Below are 23,834 nucleotides of genomic sequence, written 5' to 3'. Positions count from 1 at the left end.
TCTTCATTGAAATATTTGTTATCTGTTTTTTATCGTCTTTATTGTTTGATCAAAGCCATATTGCCACTGCATTTCCATATCCTCCACAAATTGTGGATAGGTTTTCGGGAACGAAAAATCGAGCTCCATTTTTTTCCAGTTGATCTTTTTTTCCAGATAATGTCCTTGAAGATCTTTCTTTATACTGGTAGTGTCAATTTGAAATTCTGAGATAATATTTTGCGTTTCCATTAACCTCTCGTTAGCGCTGAAGCCAAAAACAGAACGAATAAGTGCTTCTTCTATTGAAGTATAGGATTGCTTTTTTTCTGTAATCACTTCTCTGGAAAGATATCTTGCCAATTCAATGGGAACCAGATCTATCACCCCGCCCATGAAATATCTGTTATGAAGAGCGAGCGGTTTTACATAAAACATATCAGAAACAGAAGCTCTGGTACTTTCAAGCATTGAAAAATTGGTGATAATTTTTGAGGTTTCTTCAACGGCACTATTCTTAAAGCTTTTGGGATGGGTGGAAATATATTCCTTACCAATTTTTTTAGCAGTTTCAGCATCTGTGAATATCACTTTTTGAAATAGTTTTTTTCCGTTTCTTAACTGCTGAGAATTCTGGGGAGTGAAAAGAAGTTCAGAACCTATAATAACGGTTGAGATTTCTTTGGAAAATGAGGCGTTTTTTATGGATGGAAAACATTCAGTCAGATCCTGAGGCATTTCAACAAGATATCTGTTGAAAATATCTTCAATAAAAGGAGCTTTCCTCTTGTCAAAACATTTTTTTAATGAAAAAAATCCTATTTCAGAAAGTTTTTTGTGCCTTGTTAATGTAGTTTGCGATACAAACTGGAAATATTCCTCAGATTTTAGATACTCTTTTCTTGAAAAATGATCCGGAAAAGCATTGATAACAGTTGCCGCAAATGATCCACCACATGATGCAATAAGAATATCAGGCTTCATATTCAATTCATCCAGGGCTGCAAAAATTCCAAGGTAGATCATTAACCTTGTCCCACCTCCTGAAAAAATTACTGCTCTTTTAAATTTTTCATCCATGATTTTAATTCTTAATCAGAAACGATAATATCCAGAAAAATAAAGGAGCATTAAAGATCAGGCTGTCCATTCTGTCCAAAAGTCCTCCATGTCCGGGAAGCAGATTACCCGTATCCTTTACATCAGTTTTTCGTTTTAAATAGGACATAAAGATATCTCCACAAAATCCGGAAACTCCAAGTACTATTCCTATAATGCTATTGGTTACAATATCTGTTTTAAGTAAAAAGAATCCTAAAATATTGCTTAGAATCATGGTAAGTAAAACTCCGCCGATAAATCCTTCAAGTGTTTTATTAGGACTGATTTTAGGGGCTATTTTATGTTTTCCAAAGAATTTCCCCATTAAATACTGAAAAACGTCATTCAATTCTGTCACTACAACAATGAAAATGATGGAGTTAAGACCATTGGAGCTACTTCTTATCCACAACAGATGAGGAAAAGCAAAAAGACAGACCATTAAAGCAATGAAAACACCCATCAATTGCCGGGTGGATGATTTTAACATGAAAAAATAGAGTAGCACAACAATTACTAAGATAGAGCTGTACAAAAAGTAATTTTCAATACTTAAAAATTGGAGCAGGAAAAACTGTGAAACTCCAATGAACAAAGATGGAATAATAGGTTTTTCATGAACTTTAAACATTCTTGAAAACTCAAAGAAAGATTGCGCGCCTATCCATGAAACAAAGATAGTAGTGGCAAGAGGATGCGAAATTCCGAGGGCAAAAACAATGATGATGTAGATCCACGTTTTTACTCTTAAAGGAACATCTGCAAATTTATTTTCTTCAGGCTTCATTCAGAGATTTCTTGAGTCTAGTGTAAGTACTGATAAAGAGAAGAAGAATAATGGCACCAAAAATATAGCTTGAAATAGTTGTGATACTGACTCCAAAAAATATCAATAAACCATACAATCCTAGCATAAGGGCACGATCACTTTTTCCCATAGGTCCATCGTAACGACGCTCTCTCCCTACAATTTTTCCCATCAACCCTGCAAATTCATTAATGATACTTAAAACAATGAAAATGACAATTAGGTATAAACTTTCAGGCTGAAACTTAAGCAAAGGAAAAAATATAATGACATCTGAAACGATATCACCTACTTCATTCAAAACTTCCCCTAATTTACTGGTTTGATTAAATCTTCTGGCCATCATTCCATCCAGTGCATTCAGGGCCATTCGCAAAAGAAGCCCGATGGGAAGGCTAAGGAAGAACCATTTTGAAATATCTGCATTCCAAAATAATACTCCAATTACCACAGATAGTAGGATTGAGCTGATGGTAATCTGATTAGCTGTGATCGCATTTTTATTTAAAAATAATAAAACAGGCGTGAGCAGCTGCTGGAATTTTGGTTTTAATTTATATACCGAAATCATGGTTGTTTTTACTTTTTTTCATTTGCTTGTATCAAATATAGATAAAAATTTTAATCAGGTTTTATAATTGTTTGAAGCATGTTTTCTCATTTTCAAAACCTAAAAGATTGCTTTGTGTTTCTTTTTCCCATAACTTTGCACAAACCTAATCTAATGAGTAAAAAGAATACAAAGTACATCTTTGTGACAGGAGGTGTAACTTCATCTTTGGGAAAAGGAATCGTGTCTGCTTCTCTGGGACTATTGCTAAAATCACGCGGTTTTAACGTAACGATCCAAAAACTTGATCCTTATATCAATATCGACCCGGGAACATTGAATCCTTATGAGCACGGAGAGTGCTATGTAACTGAAGATGGTGCGGAGACGGATCTGGATTTAGGCCACTATGAGCGTTATCTTGATGCTCCTACATCCCAAAACAACAACGTTACTACAGGAAAAATCTACCAGACTGTAATTGAAAAAGAAAGAAAAGGAGATTTCCTTGGAAAAACAGTTCAGGTAATTCCTCATATTACTAACGAAATCAAACGTAGAATTAAAATGCTTTCCAAGCAGAACTACGATATCATTATTACTGAGATCGGAGGAACTGTCGGAGATATTGAATCTTTACCTTATATTGAAACTGTTCGTCAGTTGAAATGGGAGTTAGGAGAGAAAAATTCTATGGTTATTCATCTAACATTATTGCCATATTTGGCTTCAAGTGGAGAATTAAAAACAAAACCATCACAGCATTCCGTTCGTCAATTGATGGAAAGCGGAATTATGGCTGATGTATTGGTTTGTAGAACAGAACATAAAATTCCAAAAGATCAGAGAGCAAAACTGGCTCAGTTCTGTAACGTTGCTTTAGAAAACGTTATTGAATGTAAAGATCTTGAAACGATCTATGAAGTTCCAATGTATCTTCAGAAGCAAAACTTTGATGATGTAGTATTGAAAGAACTGGATCTGAAAAGCGATAAAGTTGCTGATCTTAAAGACTGGAAGAGTTTCCTTAAAAAATTCCAGAACCCTAAGAAAACCGTTGAAATTGCATTGGTTGGGAAATATATTTCTCTTCAGGATTCGTATATTTCTATTGCTGAAGCATTTAAACATGCTGGAGCAGACCTTGAAACTGAAGTAAAGGTAAGATGGGTATACAGTGGAGATATTACAGAAGACAACATTAAGGATGTACTGAAAGGTGTGAATGGTATCCTTGTAGCTCCTGGTTTTGGAGACAGAGGTATTGAAGGAAAAGTTCTTACTGCAAAATATGCTAGAGAGAATAAAATTCCAATGTTAGGAATCTGTTTAGGAATGCAGATCATGACCATTGAATTTGCCAGAAATGTTTTAGGGCATACAAAAGCAAACTCAGTAGAATTTGATACAGCAACTCCTGATCCTGTAATTTCATTAATGGAAGAGCAGAAAAATGTAGTTGATAAAGGAGGAACGATGCGTCTTGGTGCTTGGAAGTGTACTTTGAAAAACGGTTCTAAATTATTTGATATCTACGGAAGCAAAAATATTTCTGAAAGACACCGTCACCGTTATGAATTCAACAGTGATTATCTTCAGGAATTTGAAAAGAATGGTTTCCATGCTACAGGTACAAACCCTGAAACAGGATTGGTAGAGGCTTTAGAACTACCTGATCATCCGTTCTATGTAGGTGTTCAGTATCACCCGGAATATAAGAGTACGGTAGCTACGCCGCATCCTTTATTCAGAGCTTTCATTAAGGCTTGCGAAAAGAAATAAGGTAATTTTTTATCATAAACGTCTACTAATAAACTCAGGCTGATTATTCTCAGCTTGAGTTTGTTATATAGTAACATAGTAAAGCATAGAGTTTTGATAAAAAAACAGTATTTTTGTCAGCTCAAAAAGTACGTCATTGTAGTACTTAATTAAATTTAAAATTTTAATATAAAATAAAATGCAACAAAACAACGGAATCGATAAGAAGCAGATGATTAGTTTCGCGGTTTTATGCCTGGTTCTCTTTGGCTTTATGTTCTATTTCCAGAACAAGCAGGCAAAAGAAGAGGAGTTGAAAGCTCAGCAGCAAAAAACGGAACAGGTAAAAAATGTCGTAAAACAAACTCAGGCAAATAATATCAATCCAAATGTAACTCCTAGCGCCATTCAGACAGCGAATCTGTCAAATAAAGAATTGAATATTGAATTCTCTAGTTTAGGAGGGCAGGTTTCTAAAGTTCAGCTTTCTGAATATAAAGCATATGACCACAAAACAGATCAGGCAGATCTTCCGCTTTATCTAATCAATAAAAATAATTCAAACTACGGTTTCCAATTTAAGGACAAAACAGGAAAGGTTATCAATACTAAAAACTTAGTTTTCTCACCTGCTGTTAACGGAAACGCTGTAACCATGACAGCAAATTATAATGGTGCTGTTATCCAGTTTATTTATACTTTATTGGATAAATATACATTAGATTTTAAAGTAAGAACGCAAGGTTTAGCCAATATTACTTCTGATAACAAAGCAGATTTTATCTGGGATTACAGTGTAAGAAACCTAGAAAAAGGTAGAGCCCAGGAGCAGTCTCACTCAGAATTCTCTTATGCTTTCAATAATTATAAAGATTATGATTATGATGGAAGAACAACAATGGAGGAAGAAAAAGAGACATTGAACTGGATTGGAGTAAAACAGCAGTTCTTTACTTCTGTTATTGAAGCGAAGAACGGATTTACCCAAAGTAAAGGAAATCAGGAAAATGTTGAAGAGGGTGAGTATCTGAAAAAATTAAACTACGAAGGTTTTGTTCAGATGACAGGAAGTGAGCTGAATCAAGACTTTACTTGGTACTTTATGCCGCTAGACTTGAAGCTATTGAAATCTTACGATAAAAACTTTGATGAGATTCTTCCATTAGGATGGTCATTTATCGGGTGGATGAACCGTGGTTTCTTTATGCCAATGTATAACCTTATTGCTGACTGGGGATTAACTGCAGGTTGGGTAATTTTCCTAATGACAATTATTGTGAAATTGATTCTTTCACCAATTATGTACAAGCAGCATAAGCTGAGTGCTATGATGAAAGTAATTCGTCCGGAAATTGATGAGGTAAACGCTAAGTTCAAGGATGCTGATCCAATGAAAAAGCAACAGGCAACCATGGAAGTTTACAGAAAGGCCGGTGTTAATCAGTTGGCGGGATGTTTCCCTGCATTGGTTCAGATTCCGATCTTCTATGCATTGTTCCGTTTCTTCCCGAACTTTATAGATTTAAGAGGGCAAGGATTCTGGTTTGCAAAAGACTTAACAGCTTATGACGATTTGATCAAACTACCGTTTAAAGTTCCTTTCCTTGGAGATCATTTGAGTATTTTTGCTCTGGCATGTACCATTGTTATCTTGATTTATACAGTAATGACTTCAGGAAATATGCAGCAGCCACAACAAGAGGGAATGCCAAACATGAAAGTATTAATGTACATCTTCCCGATTACATTCTTATTCTTCCTGAATACTTCGGCATCTGGTCTTTCTTGGTACTATTTTGTTTCGAACGCGATTAACATCTTAATTATCCTTGTTATTAAATATGTGATTCTGGATGAAAAGAAAATCCATGCACAGATTCAGAGTAATAAGGAAAAACCTAAGACAGAGGGTAAGTTCCAGAAACGAATGAGAGAAATGATGGAAAAAGCTCAACAGCAACAACAGACTCAAGAGCAACAAAAAAATAGAAAGAAATAATCTATCATACAAAAAAGAGAAGCAATTTTGCTTCTCTTTTTTTATTTGAATTACCGTAAAAACTCTAAGTGTATTGTTGATTTCTTAATCATATTTAAGTCTGAAAGACTGCCTGTGATGTATTGTGGGACCATGCTTAATAAGGGCTTCCTGATGTTTTTTTGTAGCATAACCAAAATTGGTATCCCATCCATATTCAGGGTGTTTTTCATGAAGTTCAATCATGAGCTTATCCCTATAATTTTTTGCAAGAATGGATGCTGCAGCTATGGATAAAACCTTTGAATCTCCTTTAATGATGCATTGATGAGGAATATAATTGTAAGGATGGAATTTATTCCCGTCTACTAAGATAAGTTCAGGTATTATTGTTAACTGGTCCAGTGCACGATGCATAGCGTGAATGCTGGCATTAAGGATATTATGTTCATCAATGAATGCCGGAGGTAATTCAGCAATGGCATAGCATTTTACATTATCCTTGATATAGCTATCCAGTTCCATCCTGGTTTTAAAGTTTAATTTTTTTGAATCATTCACCAGATTCTGTTGAAAATTATCATCTAAAATAACGGCTGCTGCTACAACTGGTCCACTTAAACAGCCTCTTCCTACTTCATCACACCCTGCTTCAATGTAGGTATCTGTCCACTTTTGTAATAATTCCATGTTTATGCGTAATATAAAAGGGTAAAATTAAAGAAAAACAAATGCAATTACCCTATCTTTTTTTGCTTTATAAATCTATAAATAAGAAAGATTATTGAATCGCCATATTGTTGAATTTTATTAATAATTCTACTTTTTATGATTAGTAATTATTAAGAATATTAAATATAAATAGGTTTTTTTGCAGAGGTCATATTGATGGTTTTACTATATTAAGGTATTCATATATTTTCTGTTTTTTTCTTGCGATTATAATTTGTTTCTCACCGTCTATAGAGCTTTTTCTTTCTCTTTTTGTTGTTGGTGAAAGCTATGTGTTGCATCGTATGTTTTCGTAAATGCTGTATTTTATTCTAATAAATGTGATTTATATTGCTGTAAACCAAATTGTTATTGCATTATTTAGAACGAATCTTTATAGATAATATCGATAATTGATGTTGTTGATGTTTATGAAAAAAAATATCGATTAACTTTTTCCGTTTTTGTTAAAAAGAGTTTTTTTAACTTAATTTAATAATTTATTTACTGTTTTTATTGATAATTATTGAATAGTTTATATTTTTTTTAAAAATTCCTTTGTGTTGTTAAGAAAGTTTTACAAATTTGTAGGGTACAAAATTAATTTGATATGAAGAAACTAACAACAGGTCTTCTTGTTTTAGTATTGTCTTCTTCTATTGCAGTAGCCAATGCTCAAGAAAAGAAGGATACACTTAAAACAAAAGAAATCGAGGGCGTGGTAGTAACTGCACTCGGAATTAAAAGAGAGAAAAAAGCACTTGGATATGCATCTCAGGAAATTAAAGGAGATGTTTTGAGAGAAGGAGCGAATACTGGTAACATTTCCAGTCAAATGGCTGGTAAGGCAGCAGGTGTTCAGGTTGTCACAAGCACAAACTTCGGTGGAGCTTCCAGTGTTGTGATTAGAGGGATGAAGTCCATTGGAGGAAATAACCAGGCTCTTTTCGTGGTGGATGGTGTTCCAATCAATAACAATAACAGCACTATTTCTGGCGCTTATACTATTTTTGACGGAGGTAACTCAATCTCTGACTTAAACCCCAATGATATTGAAAGTGTTAACGTACTAAAAGGTGCGGCCGCTTCTGCTCTATATGGAGAAAGAGCATCTTCAGGGGTTGTGGTAATTACAACCAAAAAAGGAAAATCTCGAAAAAATGACGAATGGGGAGTTACCCTTTCTACAGAGTATCAATACGGAGAAATTGATAGATCAACATTTGCAAAATATCAAAATAAATATGGGGCAGGATATGGACCCGCTTCTACTTTCTTGAAAAGAGATGTTGATGGAGATGGAGTTCTTGATCTGGTAGTAGGAACAAGTAATGATGCTTCTGTAGGTGCTGCTTTTGATCCGAACCTGATGGTTTATCAATGGTATTCATTGTATCCACAGTTATCAGGATACCATAAAGCAACTCCTTGGGTAGCAGCAAAACATACACCAGTTGATTTCTTTGAAAGTGCACAAACTACTTCAAATTCAGTTACTATTGAAAAAGGAAATGAAAACGGAGGTATTTTACTAAACTATAATAACTTTATCACTACAGGGGTTCTTCCAAATTCTGAACAAAAGAAGAATACAATTTCTGCAAAATTTGATTATAAAGTAACGGATAAACTTACTGCAACAGTTTATTCCTCTTTAACCATGCAGAATACAGTAGGTAGAAATAGTACAGGGTATAATGATAATATTCTTACAGGTTTCAGACAATGGTGGCAAACCAATGTTGATATTTTACAACTTAAGGATGCCTATTTTGGAACAGGTGGACAAAACATAACATGGAACCCTTATGGGTATGATGACCCAGATAATTTCCAGGCACCAGCCTATTGGAACAATCCTTATTTTGATCGTTATCAAAATTACCAAAGTGATTACAGAACCAGGTTCTTTGGGTATGGGATGTTAAATTATAAAGTTTCCAATGCAGTTAGTATAACAGGAAGGTTATCATCTGATTTTGCATATCAAAAAACAGAGGTTAGAAAAGCGGTAGGTAGTCACCCGGAATCTTTTGGAATTGTTCCTGGCTTACCATCAACGTTAAATCCACAGGCCAATGCATCTTCTGGATATTACTTAGGTAATATGTATACTAATGAAATCAATTTTGATTTATTTGCTAATTATAATAAGAAATTTGATAATGGTATCAACTTAGGAGGTGTACTAGGTACTTCCCTGAGACGAAATACTATTGAAACAACAGATGCTTCTACTCAACCAGACCCATCTGGAGCAGGATTAATTGTTCCGGGGCTATATGCTCTTAGAAATTCTGCGGGACAGGTTGTTCCTACTCAGGAATATACTGCCACTTCTACACTACCTAGAGCTTATGGTCAGATTTCCCTAGGATATAAAGATACTTATTTCTTGGAAGGTACCGGAAGTGTTGATAAGTCTTCAAATTTACCAAGTGGTAATAATATATATTTTTATCCATCTATCTCAGGATCTGTAGTATTATCTAACCTTATCAATCAAGATTGGCTTTCTTTCTTAAAAGTAAGAGGAAACTGGGCTCAGGTTGGTAAAACTGCGGATAACTTCAGATTGATAGATACTCAAAATATCAAAAACCTATACAATGGTATCCCAATTGTAGACCCAAACAGCTTTAAAAATAATCCTACCCTAAAGCCTGAAAGGTCTACTGAGGTGGAAGTGGGTATGGAAGCAAGATTCCTTAACAACAGAGTAGGGTTTGATGTGAGTTTATACAAAACAAATTCAAAAGATCAGATTCTATTAGTACCAATATCGGGAGCCTCTGGTTATACAGCTAAGTGGTATAATGCCGGTGAGTTGGAAAATAAAGGGATAGAAGTTCAATTAAATTTAGTTCCTGTGAAGAATGAAAACTTCAGATGGGATATGAACTGGAACTGGGCTATCAATAAGAATAAGGTCCTAAGCCTTAATGAAGGGATGACAAACTTACAGCTAGGAAGAGCGGTTAATGATGTAACTTTCAATGCACCTGCAGGTGAAGCTTATGGACAGATTTGGGGAACTGATTATGTATATTCTCCTGAAGGAGAAAGAATCATTGATCCAAATACAGGGAAATACATGATTACAACCTCAAAAACTAATGTACTTGGGAATATCATGCCACAATATACTTGGAGTGTAAGAAACAGTATCACTTATAAGGCATTTACATTTACTTTCCTTATTGATGGACAACAGGGAGGAAGCGTATTCTCCGGAGATATGTTGTATGGAACAGATACAGGTATTTATCCAGAAACATTGGCTATCAGAGAACCGGGAGCAATATTACCAGGGGTAGTAATGCAAAACGGGCAGTATGTTCAGAATAATGTTCCAATTAAGACGATGTCTGGATCATTACTACGTACAGGAAATTATGCAGCAAAAGAATTTGTATATGATGCTTCATTTATTAAGCTAAGAGAAGCTGCGATATATTTTGATGTTCCAAAGAGCTTATATGCCAATACCTTTATCAAAGGGATGAAGTTTGGAGTCTTTGGTAGAAACCTATGGATTATTCACAAGAATTTACCTTATGCAGATCCTGAAGCAGGATATACAGGAGGTTCAGCTACAGGTGTACAAGGAGCGAACCTTTCAAGAGGTTACTCTATTGGTGCAATGCCAACAACAAGAACCATTGGTGCTAACTTTACTGTTAATTTTTAAAAGAAGTCAAAATGAAAAAAACAATATTAAGCCTTTTTATAGCGAGCATGGCTTTAATATCATGCGAAAGGGACATTACCACATTAAATGACGATACTAAAAATCCGGCAACTGTAAACCCGGAATTTACATTTGCATCGGCAGAATTGGGATTAGTAACACAGATGACCAGCCCAAGTGTAAATATTAACATCTTCAGATTCTTTACACAGCAATGGTCTGAAACTCAATATACCGATGAATCAGTATATAACCTTCCAAAGAGAAGAGTTCCAGACAATCATTGGAATATTCTGTATGCACAATTATTAAAATTGGAGCAGGTAAAAGCAGCAACTAATACCATTGCAGATGCCTCTTTAAAAGCAAGTAGAATAGCAACTATTGAAGCCTTAGAAATATATACATACAGTATATTGGTAGATTCTTATGGAGATATTCCATATTCTCAGTCTATCAAAGTTGATCAATATCCAAACCCTGCTTATGATGATGGGAAAGCAATTTATGTTGATCTAATCAAAAGAGCTGATGCAGCTCTTGCTTTACTGGCAAGTACTTCTGCTGCAGGTTTTGGTACAAGTGATGCCATTTTTGGAGGTGATAAGAATAAAATTAAAGCATTTATAAACAGTACAAAACTGAGATTGGGCTTAAATTTAGCAGACGTAGATAATGCTTTGGCAAAATCAACCGTTGAAAGTGCCGTATCTAGTGGTGTAGTACTTACAAATGGTGAAAATATCGGATTAAAATTTGCAGCCGCAGGTCCATTTGTTAATCCTATTTTTATAGAAATGGTATCTAGTGGTAGAAATGACTTTATTCCATCTGATGTATACTTAGATGCGATGAACGCAGAATCAGACCCAAGACGTGCTAGCTATTTTACAAAAGCTCCGTCAGGGCAATATGTAGGTGGGGTATATGGTTCTGAAAACGTATATGGAACATTTTCACATGTTAATCCTGAAATTTTGAAGCCAGATAATTATGCTTATCTATTTGATGCTGCAGAAGTTAATTTTATGTTAGCTGAAGCTGCTGAAAGAGGCTATAGTGTTGGAGGTGCAGCAGCAACTTATTTCACCAATGGTATTAAAGCTTCAATGGATTTCTGGGGAGTATCAGCTAGTGATCGTGATGCTTATGTTTTAGCTCATAGTTATGCTACATTGCCAGGAACATGGAAGCAGAAAATCGGAAATGAAGCTTGGATTGCAACTCATAATAGAGGGTTTGAATCATGGGAATTCTCAAGAAGATTAGATTTCAGAGTATTTGTAAAACCAGAAACGAGAGATGTACCTACAAGACTTTATTATCCAATTAATGAAGGAAGTGTAAATGGTGTTAACAGAGCAAATGCATGTGTAAAACAATGGGGTTCTGTAAATGGAGATGTACAAGGAGCAAAAGTGTTCTGGGATAAACTTTAAATAATATTTTATCTATAATAAATTAAAACCGCCTTCGGGCGGTTTTTTTGTTTACAAAGGTTTTTATTCCAGAATATTAAAAAAGATATTAGGTATATGTCGAGCTAAAAATTTATCTCTATTTCATAATTATTTATTATATTTAATATCACACAAAAAAAATAATAATATGAAAAATTTGAAAAAATTATCAATCCAAAATTTGAAAAATATTCAAGGTGGTTCTGCACCGGAATGGTGTACAATTAATGGAGGCTGCTGGGATCCTGTTAAAAAAAGATGTTATGCAGTAGATTGTCCTTAAAACAATTTTAAATAATGTGCCTGGAAATGATGAAAGGACATTAATTTTAGAAAAGAATAAAATTCATAAAAAAACCGCCTGAAAGCGGTTTTTTTATTTCCGTATATTTGTACTTCAAAATTGAAGATGAAACACCTCTATAAAGGTATATCATCTTGACCACTAAAAAGAGAACTTAGAGACATGAATATTAAAGATATTATAGAACAAAAGCTTTCAGAGGTTATTTTAAATGTATACCAATTAAAAGACATCAAGCTGGAAATTCAGGAAAATAAAACCGAGTTTGAGGGTGACTTTACCATTGTTACTTTCCCGTTGGTTAAACAATTAAAGAAAAACCCTGAAAGCATTGGGGTTGAATTAGGAGAGGCTTTGACAGAGCAGACGGATATTTTCGAAAGCTTCAACGTGGTAAAAGGCTTCCTTAATGTTAAAGTGAAAAATCAATTATTTGTAGATAATTTCAGATCTGTACACAGTGGTTTCTCAACAATAGAAAAGAAAAATGCTACTGTAATGGTGGAATATTCTTCACCCAATACCAATAAGCCGCTTCACTTAGGACATATTAGAAATAACCTGTTGGGATTCTCTGTAGCACAGATTTTAAAAGAAGCCGGATATGATGTGATCAAAACACAGATTATCAATGACAGAGGGATTCATATCTGTAAGTCAATGTTAGCTTGGGAGAAATTCGGAAAGGGAGAAACTCCTGAAACTACAAATACAAAAGGAGATAAGTTTGTAGGAAACTACTATGTAGAATTTGATAAAAACTACAAGATAGAAATTGCAGATCTTGTAAGCAAAGGGATTACTGAGGAACAGGCTAAAAAAGATGCTCCAATGATTAAGGAGGCTCAAAAAATGCTTTTAGATTGGGAGAATGGAGATGAAACAGTAAGAAATCTTTGGGCAGAAATGAACTCTTGGGTTTATAAAGGTTTTAATGAAACATATAAAAGATTAGGTGTTGATTTCGATCAGGTTCAATATGAAAGTAATACTTATATTTTAGGAAAAGATCTTATCCAGACAGGTTTAGAAAACGGGGTTCTATATCAGAAAGAAGACGGTTCCGTTTGGTGTGATCTAACTGACGAGGGACTTGATCAAAAACTCTTATTACGTTCTGACGGAACTTCTGTTTATATGACACAGGATTTAGGAACTGCCGTAGAACGTTTTAAACAAAATAATATCCAAAAATTGATTTATACTGTAGGAAATGAGCAGGATTATCACTTCCAGGTATTGTTTAAGATCCTGAAAAAATTAGGATATGAGTGGGCAGATCAATTGTATCACCTTTCTTATGGAATGGTAGAGCTTCCTGAAGGAAAAATGAAATCCCGTGAAGGTACTGTAGTAGATGCTGATGACCTGATGCAGGAAATGTATGAGACTGCAAAATCTAAAGCTCAGGAACTAGGAAAGCTGGAAACTCTTTCTGATGAAGATAAAGAAGTATCCTATGAAACGGTAGGGCTTGGTGCATTGAAATACTTCATGCTAAAAGTTGATCCGAAGAAAAAGATGCTTTTCAACCCTGCAGAAAGTATTGACTTTAATGGAAATACAGGACCATTTATTCAATACACTTTTGCTCGTATCCAGTCATTATTATCTAAGGCTGAATTTGCATATAAAGAAACAGCAGATGTAACTTTAAATCAGTTTGAAAAAGAATTGATTATGCAGTTAGCTAATTTTAAAACGATAGTAGCAAAATCAGCAGAAACATTAAGCCCTGCTTTAGTAGCAAACTATGTATATGACCTTGTAAAATCATATAATTCATTCTATCAGAATAATCCAATTCTGAATCAGGATGATGAAAACATAAAGCAATTCCGTTTGAATGTATCTGACCTTACAGCGAAAACGATCAAAAAATCGTTGGAACTACTGGGAATCGGAACAGTAAACAGAATGTAATAAAAAAGCCTCTTGAATTTTCAGGAGGCTTTTTTTATTAATATAAGATGTGTTAATAATCTTAAAATTTTAACTCTTTCATCATTAATTATTCTCACTTTGCGTCTGCTTCAGGCTATCTGCATACAATTTGGCAGCGCTCCATCGGGCGTGTTTCGAAAGAGTGACCTTATAGCCTTTCTTGTAGGTATACACTTTGGTGAATTTGGCTCCGAAAAAAATCAACATACATGAATAATTAATCCACATCATGATCAGAATCACTGTTCCGGCAGCTCCAAAAGCTGAAGTCGGTTTTACCTGACTGAAATAAAGACTCAATAAAAACTTACCTAAGGTGAATAAGGCTGTGGTTAGAAAGGCTCCTCTCCAAACAGATTTCCAGGTGATCTGAATATCCGGAAGAACTTTAAACATTAAGGCAAATAACAGCATTACAAGACCAAATCCAATGGAAAAATTGACAACCTCAACAAGCAGATAGGTTTCAAATCCAAAGTATTGGGTAATGATTGTGTTAAAAAGGCTGATGAGTGAAGATAAGATCATGGTAATCATCAGTAGAAAACCAAGAATAAGGATCATACCAAGCGAATTGGCTCTATCCAGTAAAAATTTAATTAAGGCTTTTTTAGGAGCAGACTCTACATCCCAAAGGGAATTCAAAGTATGTTGAAGTTGAAAGAATAGAGTAGTAGAACCAAAAACTAAGGCTCCAACTCCAACAGCTTTCATAAAAATATTTTGTTTGTCGATCAGGGCACCGGCAAGCATTCCTTCAATACTTTTGGCTACATCAGGTCCCATAATACCACTAATCTGAGTACTGATTTGGCCTCGAATAGCCTCCTCACCAAAGAAATTTCCAAGAACCCATATGATAATGATTAATAATCCCGGGATGGAAAATATAGCATAATAAGCCAGACTTGCCGAATCTTTTGACGCGGAAGAGCTGTTCCATTCTGTAAAGGTGTCCTTGAGGACTTCCCAGAAAAATTTAATGTTATTGATCATATTAAAAAGGATATCCGATGGCAATATTGAAAACAAGATTATCTTTTCTCCAGTTTGAATCTCCGAAATTAATTTTATCGAAAGCCCATCTGTTTCCTTTTTCATAGTAAGGTACTCTCAAAGGCATTGCTAAGTCTAATCTTAAAATTAGAATAGAAAAATCAAGTCTTAGGCCAACTCCGGCACCTACGGCAATTTCGTTCAAAAAGTCTTTCGTAAATTTTGCTCCGGGTCTATTTTTATCATCATTAAGCAACCAGATATTTCCGGCATCTACAAAGACTGCGGCATTTAAAAACTTATAAAGGTTAGCTCGGTACTCTGCATTTAATTCCAGTTTAATATCTCCGGACTGGTCAAAATAAGTTCCTGGATCTATTGTTCTTGGATCAAAACTTCCGGGACCCAGCGTTCTTGCTCTGAACGCCCTAATGCTATTACTTCCCCCTGAGAAAAACTGTTTCGAAAAAGGAACAAATTCTGAATTCCCATAAGGATAAGCAATTCCTCCAATGAATCTTGTGGCCAATGAAGATTTCTCTGTAAACTTATGATAGAACCTGAAATCGTTTTCAATCTTTACATACTGACTGAAAGGGATTCCAAAAATCTTTCTTTCCTTATCTTTTTTTACATCGGCTCCTGTAGCCAATCCTGTGATATTTCCTGCCAGATCAAGTGTCCCTTTATAATAAATGGTATTGGTCTTTGGCTGCATAGTATTGGTATACGTATAAGAGTAGGTAGGCCCAAAAATAAGTTGCCTTTCTACAATTCGCTTCATTGCAGGGTTGCCTTCGGACATCGTTTCATATGCTGCTGTAACCTTTGCTGGAGAAACCAATGTAATGTCAATTACTTTCAGCTCATGTTCTTTTCTGGCATTTTCTTTCCATAAATATCCAAATGAACCTGTAAAATTATTAAGGGTATAGTATTTTGTTCTGTTTTGGAATTCATATCCCAAAGTGATATTTGTTCTAGGAACAAATTCGCTGGAAGAATGAAAACGGAATGGTGCAACAATTCTCGGGATGGAAAGCTGTACATTCGTTCCCGCCCGGAAAATATTATTGGCATCCTGAGCACCTCCCATCTGGAAATCAAAAGCTCCGTATATGGACGCTTTAAATTGTTCTGCACCACGAAAGAAATTTCGGTGAGTCCAGTTTAGGTTAAGTTCACTACCTGCGTAGCTTGCCGAGTTTGTTCTTCCTAATGCTTCCAGACGTAATGACTGGATTTGCCTTGGGGTTAATAAATAATAAGCATCAAATTTATGACTCAAAGAATCAGATGTTACAAATTCATTTTTTACAAACTTAAATACTCCCAGACTGATCAATCGATTCAGGGTAAGGTTATGGTTTGATCGGTTGTAAAGATCCCCTTTCTTAAAGTATAAAGCCCTGTCAAAGATCTTTGGTTTGAACTTATGCTGCGGATCAATGACATAAATATCATCAAATGCATATTTACCAAGGGAATCCTTGTCCATAGGAATAGAGTACTTCCCATCTTTTACATCCTGAATATTATAGTTGGGAAATACAACAACCTTATCAATACTAAACTGTTGGGTTGCTAAATTGGGAGTATTTTCTTTAAGCTTTACATTCAGCTCTACTTTGTGATTTTTGTTCACAGTGCTGTCTGCTTGCACAATGATATTATCGGGGTGAAAATAATAAAACCCTCTTTCCTTTAAGCTATTATCAATTCTTTCTCTTTCTGCTTTAATCACATCAAGATCAAATGGTCTTCCATTTTTAAGAATAGTTTTATTGGCTAAATTCTGAATTTCCTGATTAATGAGGGTAGAATCTTTCTGAAACTTTACTCCGTCAACAAGATATCTAGCACCAGGTCTTACCGTATAGATAACCTGTGCTTTTTTGTTCTTGGAAACTGTATCATAGGTTGCTTTTGCATTAAAATATCCCTTGTTTTCAGAATAATTCTCAATAATATCCTTGTTGAACTCACGGTCTACATCTCCTAATAATACAGGTTTCTCACCCATTTTATATTTAAGCCAATAATTAAACCCTTTATCTTTTTTAGGTTCCTTGGCAATATTATAGAAATAGAGTTTAGGACGCATTCCTAAGAAAGTAGAATTGGGTTTTGGGGTAAGATTTGCTTCCAGTGCAGACTGAAGTTCTTTTTTTTCTTTTTTTGAAATGGTATCGTTTTCAATCTTTACGGTTGCCCCGGTGTAGAGCATCTGATTTTCTTTCAAAAACCTTGTGTTGCTGCAGGAGACCACAGACGATGCCAGCCCGGAAACTAACAGATATTTACAATATGTATGAAATGTGTTACTCATTATTTAAATTCTACCACTTGATTGTTTTGATTCTTTTTAGGCTTCTTTTCTCTTGTTTTTTGGAAGATTTCCCGGAATTTGTCATAATCTAACGTAATGATAAATCCAACTCCGGTTTCTATGATCTGCCCCTGAAGAGCTACCTGATATTCATCCTTACGGTAAGCACGCAGCATATATCTTCCATCTTTGGAAAGACTGTAATCTACAGAAACGTTACCTGCAATATTGGTCATGTTTTCATTCTGGCGGGCTTGGCCTTCCAGTCCGAAGTTACTTCCTACCGTTACTTTCAATCGGTCATTTAATAGTTTTTTACTGATATCTACATTAAGGTCGGTTCTTGTATTTTTTTGTCCCGTAGAATAATCCTCCGAAGAATCCAGACCAAAGTTAAGGTCTACCCCTTTTATTAAACCGGAAGCAAGATTATTAAGCTGTTGAGATAAAATTTTACTCACACTTTGTCTTGCCATGGTTTCTGCAGACATTCCGGCACCACTTTCAAACGGGTTTTCTCCGATAAAGCGATTCAGAAGCAGTAATGCAAATACCTGTTTATTCAATTCAGACTCCTGTGTTCTGAGCTGGGCCAATTTTTGATCAACAACATCCTTTACATTTGTAGATACAGAATTATTTTTTTCGTCTGTGGTAACGTCAAAGCTAAGTTGAGGTTTCAAGAGCTCTCCTTTCATTTTCAATAAAGCATTGAATGGTATTCTCTGCTTAAACTGATTCATCAGGGATGCTCCGCCTTCAGTACCTATCTGCTGTTCTACAAGATCAATAGGGGCTGCTTCCGTTTTATAAACAGCCGTAATGTCCATGATAGCCATCGTAGGTTCACCTGTCCAGGTGATGGTACTTCCTTTCTGAATATCAAATTTACGTTTCAGGAAGCTTACAGAAAGATCATAACTTCCTTTCTCTACTTGGTATACTCCTACCAATGTGGTTTTTCCTGAAGGATCAATTCCTCCTGTAAGTTCTGCCTCTCCTTGTAACTGTACAAAATCGCCATTCGCCTTGTCGATAACAATGGAAAGTTTTGCTTCCTTGCTTACCTCAATATTGACGCTTACATCCATTCCTTTAATACGGCTTTGGGCATTAAGGGAATCCGCTTTCACTGTTTTATTTAAAACGACCTGATCCTGATCTACAAATTCTACAATACCATCTCTCTCTTGTAAAGATGGAGTAGACTGTGGAAGAACAAATGTGAAGTCTGTATTGTCAGCAATACTTAATTTTCCGTCTACCTTTGGTAAATCCAGATTTCCACGGATACGAAGTCCTGCATCAATGGCAAGAACACCGTACATCATAGCGTCATTTGATTTTTGAGAGTTGACAACCTTGAAATCCTTGGCATTTACATTAAGATTAAACGCGAAATCCCTGTAGGTTTGTGTAAGCACCTGCCCGTCTACAACCAAAGCATTTCCGTCTTTATCGTTAATTTTAAATTTATTGAATTCAATTCCACGGCTGGTAAAATCTATTTCATCATTCAGCTTTCTGAAATCACTTCCTGTTTTGGCAATTTCCAGCCCAGCATCATTGAACTTTACTTTTCCTAAAACATTGGGTTTATCAGTGGTTCCTGTAATTTTTAAATTTCCTGAAAGATACCCTTCCGTATTGGTAAGAGCATTCATTGAAAAACCTTGAATACTTTTCATTTGAAGCTGGTTGATGGCCATGTTCAGGTCAAAAGTGCTTGAAGAAGTATTATAGTCGCCCAGAATTCTCACATCATTATTGTTTCCGGAAAGGGTAATGTCAGCATTTAAAAGTTTCGGTGAAGAATTGTTCACTTTAATGGCCAGATTTCCAATAGCACTTCCATAGACAATCAGATCAGAAATATTCAAGTCTGAGGTGAAAGTCATATCCTTTGTTACATCTCTAAGCTGAGCCGTTCCGTTGATGGTTCCCCTTGCCAGAATCGTATCTTTTTTAATCAGTTCTGTGATAGTTTCAATTTTAAAGTCCTTCAATGCTATGTTTAAAGGGCTACTTGGGCGGTCGCTTTCTGATTGTATAGAGATTTGGCTGGCCCCATTCGTTAGTGTGAAGTTATCTGCCAGTATTCCTTTGCTACTGATTTGAATTTTATTGTTTTCTGCAATATTCCAATCCGTATAGTTTAGTTTTAAACCATTAGGATTCAGGGAAACCTCTGTAATGTCATTCATGGATTTTGCACTTCCTGCAATGAGGAAGCGGGTAGCGTCCTTATCATCCTTTGTTGTGACATTATAGTTGATCGTATTATCTGCAACATCTCCATTGATATCAATCTTGTTTATGGAAAAGCTTGAACTTTTTAAAGCAGCAACGTTAAGACTGTACTGTAAAGCCTGATTTTCATTGGTTACTTTTAAAACACCTTTTTCAATAGTATTTTCACCATATAATAACTGTGGAATTTGTCCGTCGATTTCAATTTTTTGAGAATCGGCATCATAATTTCCGGTTAGATTAATTGTTTCAAAACTTTTCAGATCCGGAACGAATTTTCTAATCAAATCATCATTTTTCACCTTTGCATTCAATGTGAAATGCTGTCCCGGATCTATTTTCTGTGTTTTATCCGGTTTCTGGAACTGATAGTATTGATTAATCGTTTGGGTTAAAGAACCAAAGATCTGTGTAAGTTTATATTTTCCTTTCAGCTCAACATCTGCAATCTGAGAATTGAAAAGAATATGTGTAGAGTCAGCCGTTGAAGATGCTTTCAGATAAACTTCCTGTACAGGGTAAACCTCCTTGGTGTCAGAAAATGCAAAGTCCTTAAGGTTTAAATAACCATTCAGATTATTAGGATCAAGGCTTGTAAAGTCTCCATCAATTTTTCCCGCCAGAATCATTGGTTTTTCATAGAAGCCAAGTTTATTCACATCCAGTTTGATGACTTCACCATTTATTTTTACGGTAGGATTTTTTTCATCATAAATTCCGGAGGCAGTTAATTGTAAGTCTGCATTCGGATCTTTTGAATTTAAAATAACATGATAAGCACCTTTATTGATCTTACCTGTTAAGTTCATATTTTGATAACGATAGCCTTTATACACTGCAGAGGCAACATGTCCTTTTAAATCTGCATTGGCATTTTTAAAATCAAAGCTTTCTCCTTTTGCTGCAATTTGAGCAGTAACAGGTCCTATATCTTTATTCTGAATAATTTTTCCAACCTGAACTCCCTGAAGATTAGCTTTTATATCATACAGTTCATGATTTTTTCTACGCATATCAACATTGGCAATGATTGCGGCATTTCCAAGGGTAGAGTAGAGGTTGAGGTCAGTAGTAACCATTTTAGTGGTTCCCTTTGCATTTCCTTTTATACTGAAATTGGATGGAAGAGCAATATTGGATGGGATTGTATTTTTTGGAACAAGATTGAAAATAGTTTTGGCATTGGAAGAAAACTCTCCAATTCTTACATCATAATACAACTGATCAGGATTCATGGCATTTTTGATTCTTCCTGATGCAGCCACCCTCAATTGATCCAATCCTGAAACTTTAAGATCCTGAATTAAAAGATCATTTACACTTCCTTTTACATTGGCATTTACATTGAGTATCGCATTCGGATATTTATTGAATGGAACTGTATTTCTTAAAGTAGGAACCAAATTTAAAATATCTGAAAAACCAATTTTAGAATCCTTGATATTGGCTGAAATCTTTACAGCACCAAGATTTGAAGTAAGTTGATCTATTGAGTTATAGTTTAAAATAACCTCATCACGCAGGACTGTTTTCGGAGTTTGCAGATAAAGATCCTTGAGATAAGCTTCTTTTTCCGCATATACAAAATCCGTATTGAATTTTTGAATATCCAAACCTCTTGCTTCTCTAATTTCCGCAGAATTAACTGTTCCTGCAAAAGTATTATTCTCCATTTTGAAGCTTCTTACTTCCACATTCATTTTAGCAAAATTCAGGTGATTGAAGTCCATTCCCTGCTTGGTCGGAGCAACGGCTGTATTGTTGTAGGTTGCCTTTACATCATTCAGAACCAGTTTTCCTAGTAGAAGATTCATGGCTTTACCCTGATCAGAAACTTTTGATGGTTCTGGTTCTTTTGAATTTTTCGGATTAGCGTTTTGTGCAGGAAGATAAAGGTTGGCATTAATGTCTGCTCCGGAAAGGAATACATTGGCAACATTATAGGAATTGTTTTCAAGATCAAGTTTATTAACCTTTGTACTTAATTCTTTAAATATAACCTTGGCAAAAGTTTTTGTATTTTCATCACCATAATCAATATCAAAATGAGTAAGCTTGATGCCTCTCAGTCCAATACTCATAGGCTTCTTCTCGTTGAGTGAATCTACTTTCTTCTCAACCTTTTTAGAAACCTCTTCTAAAATTCCTTGTTTTAGCTTTAATTTTAATCCGTCAAGGTTAATATCGTTGACAGCATATTTATTTTTGCTGAGATCAAAGGTTTTGACTCTTGTATCAAAAGATTTAAAATAGAGCTTAATATCATTCTTTGACTGCTGATCGTTGAATGTAACACCTATGTCCTTTAATTTAATTTTATCAAGAGAAATAATGAATGGCTTGGAAGAACTTTCTTCCTTGTCACTGGTAGCAAAGGCATCAATGATATAATCAAAATTGAATTTGCCATCCGGTTTTCTTACAACATTGGCGCGTGTTCCCTCCATTTCTATAGAGGTAATATCTGCCGTAGAGTTGATGAGCTTTAGCATGTGTAAACCTACATCCAGTTTTTTTACAGCCAAAAGAGTATCTACATCCTGTCCTTTCAGGTAAAGGTTTTCCATCACAAGACTGTTGGGAAATCCGATGTAGACTTTTTCAAGGCTTACCTTGGTCTTTATTTTTTTCTCAAGGTAAACAATAAGTTTGTCTTTGATGAAATTTTGAACAGCAGGAAGTCTTAGGCTTAGTATCAACAGGGTAAGAAAAACCAATATTGAAATAATGGTGATGGCAGTGCGCCTTAAAAGTTTTGTAGTGTTGATTTTTAGTTTCAAAAGAGATGTGGTTTCTAACAAAGATAGTAATACTATTTGATTTGGTCTTTGTTGTGGTACCCTTTGCGAATGCAAAAATCCTGCCTTGGCTGTCTTATTATGGAATTTTTAGTGTAGTAGTTGTCAAGTGAATAGTTGAGTAAGACGAGCCAAGGTGCGGATTTTGTTTTTTAAAAAGCCCCCTTTATATCATTTTGTAATGTTGAAAAGGTTAGTTAGCAAAAATGAAAATTCAAATGTTAGTGTTGTTCTAAAGGGGGCTTGGCATGGTTTATATGAGAAGATAATAAATTTTAGTTGTTTCCGTTTTCCCATTTTGCCACTTCTCCTTGTGGAGTAGCGCCACCTTGGGCTGGTGTAATAGGAGCAGTTTCCTGATTGATGTGATAAATATAGGCTGCAATTTTCTCAGCATCTCTTCCTGTAATGGTTCCATCCTTAATGAAAGGTCTCATAGTAGGATTATTTGGAGAACCATTTTCAAGCATCCAGAAAACATTTTTAAATAAACTTTTTTCTTTGATATTGATCCAATGAGTATCGGTAAGATTGGGACCAATACCTCCTTTTCCGGCATCTCCGTGGCAGGTTACACAGTTGGTTTTGAAAAGTTCCTGACCCTCTGTAATATTGTCTGCGCTGTATTTAGCAGTTTCCAAATTAATTTGAGGAGCTGTTTTTTCATATTCTGCGATGGAAGCCAGCATGGTTTTCGTTTCCTTAGTGTATTCAGCTTCAGGGTGAGCATAATCTGTGAAAGAAAAGGCCATCAAATACACTACACAGAAGATACATCCGAACCAGAACAAACCAATCCACCATTTTGGAAGTGAGTTATCAAGCTCTGTGATTCCATCAAAACCATGATCAATAAGAATGTCTTTTTCTTCAGTAACAGACTGTTTTTTGAATGCAGAGTTCCAAAGTTTTTGATAATAAGGAACACTTTTTTCTGCCAGATACTGTTTTTTCTCTTCCTCGGATAACCTGCTGAAACTTTCATTTTCAATCATGTCTCCAATAGAGTTCATAATCATAAGAAGTATAACGGCAATCAATATCAATGCCCAGAAAAATGGAGAGGAAAAATATCCTGAATCACTGGCGAACATTTCAAAGGCCATAATGGTTAAGCCTATCGTTGTTGCGATATATATTGAAATAGGGGTTCTCGTTTTCATTACATCAATTT

The 23,834-nt window shown here is 35.3% G+C and carries 14 protein-coding genes; 6 read left to right on the top strand and 8 right to left on the bottom strand.

Annotated features, from left to right (window positions below; genetic code table 11):
• Nucleotides 1–18: 18 nt before the first annotated feature.
• From C1638_RS14430 to C1638_RS14420, 3 genes are read right to left on the bottom strand one after another with little or no spacing between them, the layout of a single operon-like run.
• Nucleotides 19–1,059, bottom strand: a complete 1,041-nt coding sequence (locus C1638_RS14430; RefSeq protein WP_109622083.1) for a patatin-like phospholipase family protein — start codon at nt 1,057–1,059, stop codon at nt 19–21.
• A 4-nt stretch (nt 1,060–1,063) separates the two neighbouring features.
• A complete protein-coding gene (locus C1638_RS14425) occupies nt 1,064–1,867 on the bottom strand; it encodes a phosphatidate cytidylyltransferase (RefSeq protein WP_109622081.1) in 804 nt (267 codons plus the stop codon).
• On the bottom strand, nt 1,857–2,459 hold the full coding sequence (locus C1638_RS14420; RefSeq protein WP_109622079.1) for a CDP-alcohol phosphatidyltransferase family protein: 603 nt from the start codon (nt 2,457–2,459) through the stop codon (nt 1,857–1,859). The genes C1638_RS14425 and C1638_RS14420 overlap by 11 nt, the downstream gene beginning before the upstream one ends.
• Before the next feature lie 153 nt (nt 2,460–2,612).
• Here C1638_RS14420 and pyrG point away from each other — a divergent pair, with 153 nt between their 5' ends.
• Nucleotides 2,613–4,220: a CTP synthase gene (pyrG, locus tag C1638_RS14415; protein WP_109622077.1), complete on the top strand. Its 1,608-nt coding sequence runs from the start codon at nt 2,613–2,615 to the stop codon at nt 4,218–4,220.
• Between the two features lie 178 nt (nt 4,221–4,398).
• Nucleotides 4,399–6,198, top strand: a complete 1,800-nt coding sequence (gene yidC / locus C1638_RS14410) for a membrane protein insertase YidC (protein WP_109622075.1) — start codon at nt 4,399–4,401, stop codon at nt 6,196–6,198.
• 84 nt (nt 6,199–6,282) lie between these two features.
• Here yidC and rnhB read toward each other — a convergent pair whose 3' ends face one another.
• Nucleotides 6,283–6,867 (bottom strand): ribonuclease HII, encoded by a 585-nt coding sequence (gene rnhB, locus C1638_RS14405; RefSeq protein WP_109622074.1) that lies wholly within the window; start codon nt 6,865–6,867, stop codon nt 6,283–6,285.
• 631 nt (nt 6,868–7,498) lie between these two features.
• Here rnhB and C1638_RS14400 point away from each other — a divergent pair.
• From C1638_RS14400 to argS, 4 genes are all read left to right on the top strand, one after another.
• Nucleotides 7,499–10,579 (top strand): SusC/RagA family TonB-linked outer membrane protein, encoded by a 3,081-nt coding sequence (locus C1638_RS14400; RefSeq protein WP_109622072.1) that lies wholly within the window; start codon nt 7,499–7,501, stop codon nt 10,577–10,579.
• 11 nt (nt 10,580–10,590) lie between these two features.
• Nucleotides 10,591–12,018, top strand: coding sequence for a SusD/RagB family nutrient-binding outer membrane lipoprotein (locus C1638_RS14395; RefSeq protein WP_109622070.1), 1,428 nt, complete (start codon nt 10,591–10,593; stop codon nt 12,016–12,018).
• Nucleotides 12,019–12,187: 169 nt separating this feature from the next.
• Nucleotides 12,188–12,322: a bacteriocin-like protein gene (locus C1638_RS22695; RefSeq protein ID WP_262509807.1), complete on the top strand. Its 135-nt coding sequence runs from the start codon at nt 12,188–12,190 to the stop codon at nt 12,320–12,322.
• A 183-nt stretch (nt 12,323–12,505) separates the two neighbouring features.
• A complete protein-coding gene (gene argS, locus C1638_RS14390; protein WP_109622069.1) occupies nt 12,506–14,266 on the top strand; it encodes an arginine--tRNA ligase in 1,761 nt (586 codons plus the stop codon).
• Between the two features lie 84 nt (nt 14,267–14,350).
• Here argS and C1638_RS14385 read toward each other — a convergent pair whose 3' ends face one another.
• The 4 genes from C1638_RS14385 to C1638_RS14370 form a co-directional block, all read right to left on the bottom strand.
• Entirely contained in the window at nt 14,351–15,283 is a 933-nt protein-coding gene (locus C1638_RS14385) for a YihY/virulence factor BrkB family protein (RefSeq protein WP_109622067.1), read from the bottom strand.
• Between the two features lies 1 nt (nt 15,284).
• A complete protein-coding gene (tamL, locus tag C1638_RS14380; protein WP_109622065.1) occupies nt 15,285–17,612 on the bottom strand; it encodes a translocation and assembly module lipoprotein TamL in 2,328 nt (775 codons plus the stop codon).
• Complete coding sequence (locus tag C1638_RS14375; protein WP_109622063.1) at nt 17,612–22,642, bottom strand: translocation/assembly module TamB domain-containing protein; 5,031 nt, start codon at nt 22,640–22,642, stop codon at nt 17,612–17,614. The genes tamL and C1638_RS14375 overlap by 1 nt, the downstream gene beginning before the upstream one ends.
• A gap of 293 nt (nt 22,643–22,935) precedes the next feature.
• Complete coding sequence (locus C1638_RS14370; RefSeq protein ID WP_109622061.1) at nt 22,936–23,823, bottom strand: cbb3-type cytochrome c oxidase N-terminal domain-containing protein; 888 nt, start codon at nt 23,821–23,823, stop codon at nt 22,936–22,938.
• Between the last annotated feature and the right edge of the window lie 11 nt (nt 23,824–23,834).

Source organism: Chryseobacterium oncorhynchi, from assembly GCF_002899895.1.
Lineage (GTDB): Bacteria > Bacteroidota > Bacteroidia > Flavobacteriales > Weeksellaceae > Chryseobacterium > Chryseobacterium oncorhynchi.
Note: the sequence above shows the minus strand (reverse complement) of the source record. Positions and strands in the feature narration are given on the sequence as shown.